Source organism: Blautia sp. DFI.1.216 (assembly GCF_020594215.1).
Classification (GTDB): domain Bacteria; phylum Bacillota; class Clostridia; order Lachnospirales; family Lachnospiraceae; genus Blautia_A; species Blautia_A wexlerae.
In genome coordinates, this window is record NZ_JAJDML010000072.1 from 1 (window position 1) to 13,163 (window position 13,163).

Below are 13,163 nucleotides of genomic sequence, written 5' to 3' on the forward strand. Positions count from 1 at the left end.
CATTGGAGGCTATTTGCTAATATGTCCCTAAGTTGACGCTAGGTTGACCACATTGGGGTCTGACCCCACATACTACAGATGCTTTCTTGCCTTCATCGTCACATAGTACACCAAACCACCGAGCATTCCACCTACTGTATTGTAGAAGATATCCGATAGCTGAAACGTACCCAATCTAAGCAATAATTGCAACATCTCAATGCTTACCGAAAAGATGAACGCTATCTTCCCGCTATACCACAGTATCTTCTTCCAGCCGTTTCCTGTCTTTTCTTTGAATGTCCACATCACTACCGAACTAAACGGCACCATCATGATCACATTCTCTATGCACTCAGTTGTAAGTTTCTGCTCGCCGTTCACTGTCTCCCAGATGCCCCAGCCACCCATGACCTTGGATAACGGATTCATCCACAAATTACGGTTCAATAGTGTTCGGAATAAAATCATCGAAGTCACAAAAAACAACAGAAACAACTTCCGAAAGAACACGCTCTCTTTGAATTTCTGATACCATGTCACTATGGCGCTCTTCCATCCTTTACCTGCTGCAGCAGGCTCATATGCATACAGGTAGAAAACATTGCCAGGAAGGAAAGAAGGAGCGAGAATCCAAACGGCTCATACAGAGCAGTCAGGATGTTTGTGAGGATCTTTCCGAGTAAATCAATCGTTTCTTTCATCGTCGTTTACAGATCGCTGAACAGGTCAGTCTTATACACGCCGTTCTCCAGCATCCTCTTGAAGCTATCCTTTACTGCTGCGACATCCTCATGATAGGTCATGCCATACCATGTATCATTTGTTTTCAGAACCTTCACAGATATCTTCCCATGCTCCAGCAGTTCACCGATGAAGATAGGAATCAGATATTCTGCCTTTAGTGGATTACCCGGCACTTCCTTCTCGAAGAATTCTTTGAATCCCTCTTCCAGCGTTGTAAGGAAATCAGGAGTTAAGCCCCACATATTCATGGAAACCAGAGAATCAACAGCAACAGCCATTCCTTCTGCCTCTGCTCCAGCTGCGGTCTTTACAATGTTCTTCGTTTCCACGACCTCGGTCAGGTTGTAATCCTCATCCATCTTGCAGATACCGCGAGTCACGCCACCGTTATCAGACAGCGTGTTCTTCAGCACAAAACCTGCCATACAGGACTTGCCGCCATTCACCAGATACTCATGAACAGCCTTGAAACCTTCTTTGCCATAGTAATCATCTGCATTGATGACGATGAACGGGGTCTTGATGACCTTCTTCGCTGCAAGCACGGCCTGACCAGTTCCCCACGGCTTTGTACGGCCTTCCGGCAGAGTCCCCGGAATATCGTTAATGTCCTGGAAAGCATAATCCACCGGCTCTAACTGCTTGATTCCTGTTCCGAAGCGGCTGACAATACCAGCTGCCATGATAAGTAATGTTGTTTTCATAATTCTCCTTTCCATACCCTGTAGCGCCCAATGTGCCTTCCACAAAATTTTATGTAGTTATTAGAGCAGCGCCAGTAGCCTATGCTCTCGTTTTCGTTTATAGTTTCTTTAGAGAAAAATCATTTCTTCTTCATGGGGTCTGACCCCGAGAGCCTGATTTCATGGGGTCTGACCCCGAGAGGCTATTCTCAATATCTTTTACAAGGACAATATCTCAAAAATCATAGCTTTTTCTGTCCATATCTGTTAAAATTGACAATGATTAATATACAGGGGCTGCTGCACATGCAAGTGCGGCAGTCCCTGTCGAATGGATGAGGAAAATTAAAATGAACACAACAGCAAATCTTGGCAAGGCACCCGTACGCACTCTGGTGCTCCAGCTTGCCATCCCTTCTATGACCGCGCAATTTGTTAATGTACTTTACAGTATTATTGACAGGATGTATATCGGACATATTTCCGAAAATGGCGCACTGGCTCTTGCAGGTGCAGGCATATGCGGTCCTATCGTTACACTTCTCACTTCTTTTGGCACCCTGGTAGGAATCGGAGGTTCCATTACCATGGGAATCCGAATGGGCGAAAAGAATCACAAAAAAGCAGAACAGGTTCTGGCAAATTCTTTTCTGATGCTCAGTGTTTTTTCTGTTCTGCTGACTGTCAGCTTTCTTCTGCTAAAAGATAAGCTGCTTATGTTGTTTGGCGCAAGTGGGGCTACTTTCCCCTTTGCCAATACCTACCTGACTATTTATACAACAGGTACCTTTTTCGCACTGATGGCTACAGGGCTTAATTACTTTATCAACTGTCAGGGATTCCCCCTTGTGGGAATGTTTACCGTACTGATCGGCGCAGGATGTAACATCCTGTCAGACCCGATTTTTATTTTTGGTTTTCATATGGGAATTTCCGGTGCTGCCATTGCAACCGTTATTTCGCAGATACTCTCCTGCATCTTTGCAATGACCTTCTTATTGGGAAAAAAGGTTCCTGTAAAGATTACCTTCGGACAGTACAACTTAAAAGTCATAAGGAAAATCCTTTCCCTGGGATTTTCTCCTTTTCTGATCCTAGCCACAGACAGCCTAATCCTGATCTTTATGAATACAGTGCTCCAGAAATATGGTGGTGCTTCCCAGGGCGATATGCTGATCACCTGTGCCACCATTGCTCAAAGCTATCTGCTTCTGATCACCTCACCTATGATCGGGATCAGCGGAGGTACACAGGCAATCCTGAGCTACAATTACGGTGCCAGATGCGTAAACAGGGTCAAGGACGCAGAAAGGAACATTCTGGGAGTAATGCTTATCTTTACTACCATCATGTTCCTTCTCTCCCGGTTTATTCCCCGGTACTTTGTTCTTCTGTTTACCACTGATCCACAGTATATCAGATTCTCTGTCTGGGTCATCCGTACCTATACACTGATGATCATTCCGCTAAGCTTCCAGTATGTCTTTGTAGACGGGCTGACTGCCCTGGAATGTCCAAAGACAGGACTTGCGCTCTCCGTTACCAGAAAATCTCTTTTTGTGATCAGTGCAGCTGTCCTGCCTTCTTTCTTTGGTGCAAAAGCGGCTTTTTTCGCAGAACCTGTTGCTGACGGAATCTCTTCTGTCCTCTCAACAGTTGTATTCCTGCTTCTGATCAACCGCCACCTGGATAAACGCTGCCGGATGGACAAGAAAGAGAGCCTGTAAATTACTCCTGTATCTCCGCATTTGAGAGATACAGGAATAAGTATGATTGTGCAGCAATCTATTCTATTTGATAAGATAAGCACTCCGTTTATCAGCTTTTTCAATTATGCACTGATCTGCTTTTTCCTTCGGAATTTCTATTCCCATACAAGATTACAGTCAGCTACGCCAACAAGGCTGTCCATAAATACTTCTTTCAGACGTTCTTCCACCATCTGCCTTGTCACACCCTTTTTCAGTATCACCTGAAGGAAACCGCCGCCACCGGCACCACATACCAGCTTTCCGTCCACCAGCTCCTCAATACTGCTGAAAATCTGCTCAATCAAAGTGTTACTGCTTCCGGCATCTATTTTCTTACTCAGTTCCCAGTGATAATCCAGAAGCTTTGCAAAACCGTCTACGTTTCCACGCTCCAGTTCAAAGCGCATCAGTGCTGCTGTTTTCTGGATCTCCTCCAACGCAAACAAACTGTCCGGTTCATTACCCACATAGCGTCCCACCACATCACGGAGAAGATTTCTCGCCAGACGCCTCTGCCCTGTATAGATCAGGACAAATCTTTCATCTAGCTCCTTCTTTGTCTGCGGTGAAAGCTCTATATGTGCTACCTGAAGCTGCTGTTGAAGCCCAGGCATGGAGGTTATATATTTAAGACCAGGTGTAATACCTCCGACCTGATCCTGCCATCCTCCTCCTGTAGACATGATCTGTTCCATTGCCAGTACATGGGCATATAAATCTTCTTCTGTATATGCGATTCCCATAAATTCAAACACTGCCTTCACACAGGCTGCCGAAAGAATAGATGAGGTGCCAAGACCGGAACCTTTGGGAACATTTCTTACCTCAGAATGCATAACAAAACCACTGCCAAGGCGTTCCAGTATTTCACCCAGAGTATGTCCTTCCCTGGGAATTATTCCGCAGGCAAGAAGGCAGGCCTTCTGCAGGGCAAAAGGATCATAAGGGTCACCTGTGGCCTGCAAAGGCTCAATCGTGTCAAACTCTCCATGAACATCCATATCCCGGCTGTCAAAAACCACCTTCTGCTCAGGAATCCTCTCCAATGTCACCTCTACCGGCTTCTCCCCGTTCAAAAGAATAGCGGCATTTAATACAGTCCCGCCCTTTTCATTACAATAGGGCGGCGTATCACTCCAGCCACCTCCCCAGTTCACACGGAGCGGCAGTCTGACTGTATGATGATCTGTAACAATCCTTGCCTGTTCATTATAAGCAAGGCTTTTGATCGTCGCTTCCAGAACCTCTGACTGAATAATGCGGAAACATTCCTGCACCTCATTCTCATCCTCAAGGATCACTCCCAAATAATAATGCAGACGCATTTTTTCACCGAAATCTGCTTTTCTCAGACGCTTTCTCAGCCATTCCTTCTGAATCTTTGTCAGAGACTGCAGCTTTCTTATACTCCCTGCAGGAACCTGATCTCTGATTGCCTTTGCAATCCCATCCATAGTTACCAGATCTGCCATCCGTTTATTCCACGCTATGATAGCATCCGGATCCGCCTCATTAAATCCGGCGCAAAGAGACTTGTGGGAGGCTGCAGTCCATAAAGATCTGTCAAAATCTTTCCCTCCTGTGACAATCTCATAAAGTTCCAGTGCCGCATCTGTTGCCTCCCGGATCGTATCTGCCTCCTGATACAGCGCAGCAGACCACAAGGTATGTGCCTGTCCGTTCTCCTCCCAGAGTCTCACTCCAAGTGTATCTTCCAGTTCATCCAGATCCCTGCCAAACAGTCGGTTCTCTTTGGGGTTATCATTTACGCCAAAAATACGGACAATAAATTTTCCGTTTCTCTGCTTCAGCCCATGGAGAACAACATTATCAGGAATAACCTGATCCTGCACGTCTATGTAAGAGAGCACACTGTGGCTGCCAATCCTGGAATTTCCATGCACATAAGAAACCTCCAGATAACAGTCCTTCCCAACAGATGCCCTGCTGCTCAGTACACTGTTATAGCCAGACACATCACTACGGATACTGCTGCCCACTTTCCGGCTCCATCCCAGATAATGGTACTCATCCACACCTCCGTTCATCAGCTCCAGTATCTCCCTGGTCGTTCCAAAATGAATAAACTTCGCAGGTGCCAGACGCAGAAGCTTCATCCTGTAGGGACGCAGCACCTCCCACACACGGGTTCTGGCAGCCGTCAGCTCCGGACAGAATTCACCCTCCGGCTTCTCCCTGTAAAAATCCTCCAGCGTAGAATCCGAAGCCAGAGGATAAAGAAAATCAGCGTAAAGAGAAAGACGCGTTCTCTCATTGACATTTCTGTCATAGTCCGCGTCTGTTTCAATCAGTGAATGACAATTCATTTGGAATCAACGGAATCGCATACAATGTGCGGACATGTTATTTTTTAATAATTAAATATTTTCAAAACTTCCGAAGTTTCTCACACCGATCCTTCCCTCTTCAACACCGTCATCACCGTCTTAAACAGTATCTTAATATCCAGCCCAAAATTCCAATTACTGATATATTCTGTATCCAGTCTTACAACTTCTTCGAAGTCTGTAATATCACTTCTGCCGCTTACCTGCCACATACCGGTAATTCCCGGTTTGATGGCAATTCTGGCTCTGTGATGCAGTTCATATTTCAGTAATTCATCCTGTAATATCGGTCTGGTACCCACAAGACTCATGCTCCCATTTAGTACATTCCAGAATTGTGGAAATTCATCAAGAGATGTTTTCCTGATAAATTCGCCGATTCCGGTTTTTCTGGTTCCGTCCGGCAAAATCTTATTTCCGATTACTCGGGGATCGAAATCGAGTTTGAACATACGTCCATCACTCATTTTGTTCTGAGCCATCAATTCTGCTTTCCGTTCTTCTGCATCCATATACATACTCCGGAATTTGTACATCTTAAATGGCTTTCCGTTTTTTCCAATCCTTGTCTGTGAGAAGAAAATCGGACCCGGAGAACTGATGTAGATAGCCGGTGCTATAAAAATAAAAATAACTCCTGTCAGGAAGCAGCCCACCAGTCCCCCCAGAATATCCAATACTCTTTTGGCAAGTGCCTGTCTGTCTGTGGCATAGTTCATGGTGGTTGTCAGAACTGTATATCCGCCAATTGCCTCCACAAATTGTTTCTGTCCGGGAGTACTTCTGACTTTTGCCAGGTTTACATGGACCGGCATTCCCATTTCCAGCAACTCTTCTATCAGCTCCTGAGGATATGGATATGTTTCATCCACATTTACAAAGACCTCATCTACCCACTGCTGACAGATAAAGGATGGTGCGTTATTTAAGTCTGCTACTACCGGGACTCCTGCAATTTCTTTCCCTGTCATATCTTTATCAATGAGTATCAGACCATTGATGTTGTAGCGGTTATAATTGTGTTCTTTTACATTTTGGATTACTTTTGATGCAAGGTCATAATTGGTTACAATGTAGAGAGAATGCTCTCCACCTTCTGCCATTTTATGCAGCAGACGTTTTTTCCATATTATTCTTGTACAATAGGATAAAAGCACATAGAAAATTCCCATAAGATAAAGGATTATTCTTGAAAAGGTATGTCCGCCACTGACAGTAAACAGGTACAGACCACTTGCCAGTTCGATCAGGATCATCTGCCGGATAACAGAGCGCAGCTCCTGATAACGTCCTCTTCTCAGAACTCCTTTATAAGATTCAAACAAAATGATCAGGAACAGATCCACCAATATGACAAATATCATCACATTGCGATAAATTCCCAGTGTAAACAGGTTCCTGACAGAACCGTTTCGAATCAGATACGCCAGTATTAAAGCCATAAATAAACACACAAGATCAATTAATATGAAATCTTTGTGTTTATACCATCCTCTTGATTTTTTCCTGTACATACGTTTTCCTAACCTCTCCTTCTTTTTTATTCAAAAAGGCATATTTACAGAATCGTTTTCCTGTAAATATGCCATCATTTTTTATTATTCTTTTCTTATAATTTCCAATCCCACCTTCATTTCTACTGTTCTTCCGAACATTTCTATTTCCAGATATGCTGTTCTTTTATGTCGGTCTATCCTGCGGATATTTCCTTCCATTCCCATCAGAGGACCTGCCAGAATCTGCACTCTGTCATTCTCGATAATGCCGGAAGATATCTCTACAAGCTGTTTGTCTGTGCCTATTTTCATAAGCAAATCTATTTCTTCCTGAACCAGTGGGACGATCTCATCGCCGGTTCCGATCAGCTTCGTCAGTCCGATGACTTTCCTGAGTCCATTTACCAGTTTTTCCTGATTTTCGGCAATTAAAAAGACATACCCGGGAAAGAGGATTCTTTCCTGGATATGCCATTCGCCCTGAAATCGTTTCTTCTGTTGGTAATATGGGATAAAGCAGCGTTCTAAGACATTGCTGCTTATTAACCGCTGACACTGACAGCGGATGTTTTCTTCGGTGCCTGTGCGCACCTGCATCACATACCACATTGGATATCTTACCTCCGTATTCTGGGTATGCTTCGCCATTCTGCCTGTGTTACAAGGCAGACTCATACTTCAAGATATGTCAAACGCGGCAAAGCGACGATTTAAAGACAAAAAGATTTACGTTGTGTTTTATTATAACTACATCAATAAAAAAATGCAACATATTTCTACAAAAAAACAGCCGCCATCTCTGGCGACTGCGTTCTGATTCCGAATTATTGATTATTTCGCGTCTGCGATTACCATGAAGAAATCTCCATCGTTTAAGTTAACAGTAAGAGTTTTGCCCTCTTTGTCAATATTAACCGGATCAATGACTACAAACTTCTTTGTGCCGTCTTTGCTGTAGACCCAAAGCTGAATACCTTCCATAGTGTCTGTAAGACTCGGAACATTAAGCTTTACTTCATATGTTCCGTCATCATTAGGCTTTGCTTCTTCTGGCTTCAGTACGTTGAATTCATTGACAAATGTAACAATCATTTTTCCTTCGAGTTTAGCAATGGCATCTTCAAGGTCTGCTTTGTCTGCTTCATCTACGGAAAGGGATTTCAATACTTTTATGAAATCTTCCATCTTCATTGTTCCATCATTGATTTGTTTAAAAGCATCTGCCAGATCTTTATATTTTGCCTGCAGATCAGCAAAGCCCTGTGTTTTCTCAAGTTCCTTAACAACTTCATAAATTGAAGACTGTTTAGAATCCACAGTAGTTTCGCTTGTCTTACTTGGCGCTACCGCGGCCAGATCACTCGTGTTGCTTGGCGCTGCACCGACACCTACAGTAGCACATCCTACTCCAAGGGCAGCTGCTAAAGCAAGTGTCATAAATTTCTTCGCGATTTTCATAATGCACCTCTCCTTTTGGATTAATTTTTATATAGATAATCGTACAGAATGTCTGCACGGACTATCCCTGAATAAAATAATAACAGTGATAATTATTTATCACAGTACAGTGTATTCTGCATTCATTATACTATGACTAATACAATCAGATTTTCTCATAAAACATGGAAATAATCAAATCTGACAATGCATCCTCATCGATATGGTACTCATCAAAGTTCTCCCCATGTGTTCCCTCACCCGGTACTGTCTCTGTATCAGTAATTCCATTCTGTGATGCAGCCAGCAATTTGGCAAATATATCATTTCCCATATTTGTAACTGTATAGCTTTTAACACTGTCATAGAGACCTGTCACAAATCCGGCGTCCTCTCCTGCTTTTTCCTGAGCCTTCTGCACCAGTGCCTGAAGAAAGGTTTTCTGTCTCTCCTGACGGACCAGAGCACTCTGGGTTTTGTCAATGTCACGATATCTTACAAACTGTTCTGCAGTTTCCCCTGTAATATCCACAACAGCACCTTTTTTATATTCCGGATTCACATCTGCGAGACTGTCATCAGGGATTGTGAGCTGTATTCCACCTACGAAATCTGTAATCACTGAAATGCCATCCATGTTCATGGAACAATACCCCTGGATTGGAAGTCCGTCCAGCATATCGGAAACTGCTGTTTTCATCAGTTCACAGCTTTTCTCTTTTCCGTCCCCGAAGGCATACTGTATATTCAGATGATCTGTTGTCTCTCCAAGGCTCTGACCATATGGATTAAATACTTCTATCCTGGTCATGGAATCTCGTGGAATAAACAGAACCTTTATCTTCTCTGTTGCACGATCCATGGATACCAGAAAAATTGCATCTGCCTGCCCGGCATCTGCCTGTGACTGATAAGTATCTACAGCTTCCCTTGTATCAATTCCCAGGAATAAATAATTGCTGAGATGATCGTTATATTTGTATGTCTCACCTTTATATTCCACGGTATCACTGTTTTGGTTCAAATCCGTCTGATTCCGGCTGTCACTGTTGTAACCACCGATTTTTGGCAATGCAACATTTTTCTGGCTTAACAGATAATAACCGCCGCCAAGAATGGAAAGAACTATGATCAGGATAATAATCAAAAGCATACAGATCTTGCGCTGTCTGATGGCTTTTCTTGTGGTTTTTTTCATTTTCATTCCTTCAATCTCTGTATTTCAGTTATCTCATCAGTTTTTGCTGATATAATTAAGCTCCTGCAATTTCTGTAATATTGCCTCTGCCATTGCCTGCTGAGCCTCATAGGTAGAAGACGGCTGTGCAGTCACATCTGCAAGACTGATATAGTGTTCTCCCCATTTCTGGCTGAGCACCTGATCCAGTGCTTCAGAGGTTACGCTTCCGTCCATAGGGCGTGTTCCTACTACAATAAACTGATCTTTATTCTGAAATGTATTTAAAATCTGTTCCTGCTGGTCTGCCAGTTCTGCAGGATCATGATTCCAGCCGCCATAATATCCCATGAAGATAACTGGAATACAATCCATATCATTTCTTGTAGTCTGTTCTTCTGTCAGATCACGTATTCCGGTCTCTGTTACATTCAGCTGGGCACCGTTTGCAGTCTGCTGATGTTTAGTAATATAGCTCTGAATAGTTTCATCACTTACACCAGCCATCTTCATCATGGAGAGAGTGCCGCCTCCCTGAAGCGTTTTATTGAGCACTGTCACATTATAGCCATTATCGGTCAGAAGCTTCTGAAGTACTGTCATATAGGAATATGTATTGGATTCTTCCCCATTGATCAGATCATCTCCCCAGCACACAATACCTGAAGCAGCTGCCGTCTCATCTTTTGTATCTTCTGTCTTATCTGCATCTTCTGTGTCAGCTGTATCCGTTTTTTCTGTGTCTTTTGTGTCTTCTGTGTTCTTTGATTTAATGTCTTCTGTATCTTCTGCTTCTTCGGAAGATATCTCCTCCAGCTCTTTTGCACGTTCTTTTACTGCTTCGTAATCTTCAATCCCACTCTGCTGGTCGTCCGCAATTTCTGACAGGTGTCTGGATTCCTTCTGTTCCGATTTATAACTGGTCACAAGAATAAAGCCCAGGAGAACTGCCAGCAGAATGCAGATAAAGCCCAGTAAGATATTCGTCTTTTTTGTTTTTTTCTTTCTTATTTTGCTCACTTTTCCAAATTCTCCTTTATCATTAATCATGGTTTCTGTCTTACTGCCAGATAACAGCCCGTATTATTTAATCTGGGCTTCTTCGTCACTTCTGCGATAATACTCTCCATAATGCTTATAATAAGAAGAATAATATTTGTCATCACTGGTATCTATCTTGTTCATAACAGCTCCAAGAATACGGCATCCGCTTCTTTCCAACTGTTTAAATGCTTTCTGTGCATCCCGGTACCTGACATTTCCCGGTTCGATCAGAAAGACTGCACCATCGCAGCATCTTCCGATCACTGCCGCATCAATTACTGTTCCGATAGGCGGTGTATCGATCAGGATATAATTATAATATTCTCTGATTTCCTTTAAGAATACCTTAAAGATATTCTCACTGAGAAGTCCTGACGGGTTCGGTGCACTTGGACCTCCGAATATGATATCCATATTCGGAAAGTTTGTAGAATAAATAACCTCCTGTAGTCCCACCTGACCGCTCAGAAGCTGTGAGAGACCTTTCACTTCCTCTTCCACACCCAGTCGTCCGGCATATGCAGTCTTCCTGATATCCGCATCCAGAAGGAGAACCTTCTTGCCAATGCTCCCAAGCTCCTGGGCAAGACTGAGTACTATATCACTCTTACCTTCGTTTGGATAACAGCTTGTAACCAGAATTGTCTTTATACTCTGACCCGACAACTGAATATTGGTACGCAGAGTTTTGATCGCCTCACTGTAAAAATAATCCGGATTTCTTTTATCTGTTAAATTGAGTTTCTTCATTGCTCAGATTCCTCCATCAGTTTAATGGTGCTTCTTATTCTTGTTCTTTGATTTCCTGTTCTTCGAATTTATAAAATCTCTTCTGTCAGGAACCTTGGCAAGAACAGAAACTCCCAGGTATTTCTCAATATCTTCCTCTGTCTTAATAGTATCATCCATTACAGCGTATACAACCACGATTGCCGCACATGCAAGGAAACCGAGTAAGAAGCCGAGTGCTGCATTCTTCTTTACGCTTGGAGAAGTTCTTACAGTAGCAATCTTACCAACTTCAATAATCTTTGGCGGAATAACTTCCATTTTATCGCCAATATAGGATGAAGAAACATTCGCAATCTCATCTACGATCTTCTTGGCCATTTTAGAATCTGTATTATTGACAGTAATCTCAAGGATACGGGTATCTGTAGGATTATTGATACTTACGCTTCCTTTCAGCTGTTCTGCAGTCATATCCAGATCCAAATCTGAAATTACCTGTTCCATCACAGGGGTACTTGTGATCAGAACTGTATAATCACTGGTCAGGCTGGCACCTAACTGCAGATCCGCCAGTGATGTCAGTGTGGTTTCTTTCGAAAGTACAAGGATACTGGATGTGGAGCTGTAGATCGGTGTCATTAAAAACTGCGTATATGCTGCTGCAATACAGCCTCCGACAAGAGCAACCATCAGTACCAGAAGGATTTTTTTCTTGAGCGCATAAAATATTTCCAGTAAGTCGATTTCGACTTCATCATCATTTGCATCGGGTCTCTGTGCTTTGCTGCTCTCAAAGTTACTGTTCAAATTGTCTAACATCTGATAATTTCCTTTTCCCTTTTTTCTTTATAGTTTTGTACATTACTGTTCACAGGTAATATTCTGTCTTATGTATTTCTGAAAGTAAACAGCAAAATTGACACAAACCGATTTTATTGTATATCAGCCAATAAAAAAAGTCAATCTGTAGCCTCATGTTTTTGTTTCTGTTTCAGAATTTCTGCAGGATTATGAATAAACAGTTCATCTGCATAGTCCTGCCCGAATTTCGCTGAAACCATACGATATGCCTCTCCAATCCTGCTGCTCCTCTTTGCACTGTTGTGACAGTCTGATCCGACGAAATGAAGGAGTCCGTCTTTCATGATTTTATTACAGTACCGTTTAGTAAAAAATCCGTCTTTTCCTGTGATGCTGTCTGCATTAATCTGCATATAGACGCCCATATCTGCCAGTTCTTCCACAAAATCCAGACTGTTGCGTGTGGCTTCGTAACGTTCTATATGTGCCATGATCGGCTTATATCCTCCGGAGAGCAATGCACCGAGACGTTCCCGTATATAGCTTTCTTCCGAGTTATGGGAAAATTCTGTAAGAACATACCGCGAACCGGCCATTGTCATTACTTTCTGTTCTCTGAGCATGGGAAGCATCTCCATATTGGCGTGAAACTCACATCCCAGATACACATGGAGATCCGGGCTTATCTCTGATGCCGCTTTCTCCACCAGTCTGAACTGCTCTCTGACTTTCTCCGCAGGTGTTTCAAACATCCGAAAGCGGAAATGGGGAGTTGTAATAACCGTCCGCACGCCCTGTTCATATTCCATCCGGAGTAATTTTACGGTTTCTCCTATATCTGTGGCTCCATCGTCTACACCGGGTACAATATGACAGTGTATATCATAAATTCCTTTTATGGACATCCTATCATTCCGTTACTGAAAACTTATAAAAAGTTATAAACTTCTATGTTCCATTCCTACTTC

12 protein-coding genes are annotated in these 13,163 nt (G+C 43.0%); 1 reads left to right on the forward strand and 11 read right to left on the reverse strand.

Features of this window, described 5'->3' with window-relative positions; genetic code table 11:
• Positions 1-72: 72 nt before the first annotated feature.
• Positions 73-522 carry a VanZ family protein gene (locus tag LJE11_RS17360; protein ID WP_227296315.1) on the reverse strand — a complete coding sequence of 150 codons (450 nt, stop codon included), beginning with the start codon at positions 520-522 and terminating at the stop codon, positions 73-75.
• Positions 523-689: 167 nt separating this feature from the next.
• Positions 690-1,430, reverse strand: coding sequence for a nucleotidyltransferase (locus LJE11_RS17365; protein ID WP_227296317.1), 741 nt, complete (start codon positions 1,428-1,430; stop codon positions 690-692).
• Positions 1,431-1,759: 329 nt separating this feature from the next.
• Here LJE11_RS17365 and LJE11_RS17370 point away from each other — a divergent pair, with 329 nt between their 5' ends.
• Positions 1,760-3,136 (forward strand): MATE family efflux transporter, encoded by a 1,377-nt coding sequence (locus LJE11_RS17370; RefSeq protein WP_227296320.1) that lies wholly within the window; start codon positions 1,760-1,762, stop codon positions 3,134-3,136.
• Positions 3,137-3,273: 137 nt separating this feature from the next.
• Here LJE11_RS17370 and LJE11_RS17375 read toward each other — a convergent pair whose 3' ends face one another.
• The 9 genes from LJE11_RS17375 to LJE11_RS17415 form a co-directional block, all read right to left on the reverse strand.
• On the reverse strand, positions 3,274-5,487 hold the full coding sequence (locus LJE11_RS17375) for a fucose pyrophosphorylase domain-containing protein (protein ID WP_227296322.1): 2,214 nt from the start codon (positions 5,485-5,487) through the stop codon (positions 3,274-3,276).
• 80 nt (positions 5,488-5,567) lie between these two features.
• Positions 5,568-7,022, reverse strand: coding sequence for a sugar transferase (locus tag LJE11_RS17380; protein ID WP_120062631.1), 1,455 nt, complete (start codon positions 7,020-7,022; stop codon positions 5,568-5,570).
• Positions 7,023-7,106: 84 nt separating this feature from the next.
• Entirely contained in the window at positions 7,107-7,613 is a 507-nt protein-coding gene (loaP, locus tag LJE11_RS17385) for an antiterminator LoaP (protein WP_120062632.1), read from the reverse strand.
• Between the two features lie 222 nt (positions 7,614-7,835).
• The gene (locus LJE11_RS17390) at positions 7,836-8,462 is read right to left on the reverse strand and encodes a hypothetical protein (RefSeq protein ID WP_055201351.1); all 627 of its coding nucleotides are present in this window, start codon (positions 8,460-8,462) and stop codon (positions 7,836-7,838) included.
• 145 nt (positions 8,463-8,607) lie between these two features.
• Complete coding sequence (locus tag LJE11_RS17395; protein WP_227296324.1) at positions 8,608-9,645, reverse strand: LCP family protein; 1,038 nt, start codon at positions 9,643-9,645, stop codon at positions 8,608-8,610.
• A gap of 30 nt (positions 9,646-9,675) precedes the next feature.
• On the reverse strand, positions 9,676-10,638 hold the full coding sequence (locus LJE11_RS17400) for a hypothetical protein (protein WP_227296326.1): 963 nt from the start codon (positions 10,636-10,638) through the stop codon (positions 9,676-9,678).
• Between the two features lie 63 nt (positions 10,639-10,701).
• Positions 10,702-11,412 carry a polysaccharide biosynthesis tyrosine autokinase gene (locus LJE11_RS17405; protein WP_022380917.1) on the reverse strand — a complete coding sequence of 237 codons (711 nt, stop codon included), beginning with the start codon at positions 11,410-11,412 and terminating at the stop codon, positions 10,702-10,704.
• A gap of 21 nt (positions 11,413-11,433) precedes the next feature.
• Positions 11,434-12,213 carry a YveK family protein gene (locus LJE11_RS17410; RefSeq protein WP_118342159.1) on the reverse strand — a complete coding sequence of 260 codons (780 nt, stop codon included), beginning with the start codon at positions 12,211-12,213 and terminating at the stop codon, positions 11,434-11,436.
• 140 nt (positions 12,214-12,353) lie between these two features.
• Positions 12,354-13,100 carry a CpsB/CapC family capsule biosynthesis tyrosine phosphatase gene (locus tag LJE11_RS17415; RefSeq protein WP_055052994.1) on the reverse strand — a complete coding sequence of 249 codons (747 nt, stop codon included), beginning with the start codon at positions 13,098-13,100 and terminating at the stop codon, positions 12,354-12,356.
• Between the last annotated feature and the right edge of the window lie 63 nt (positions 13,101-13,163).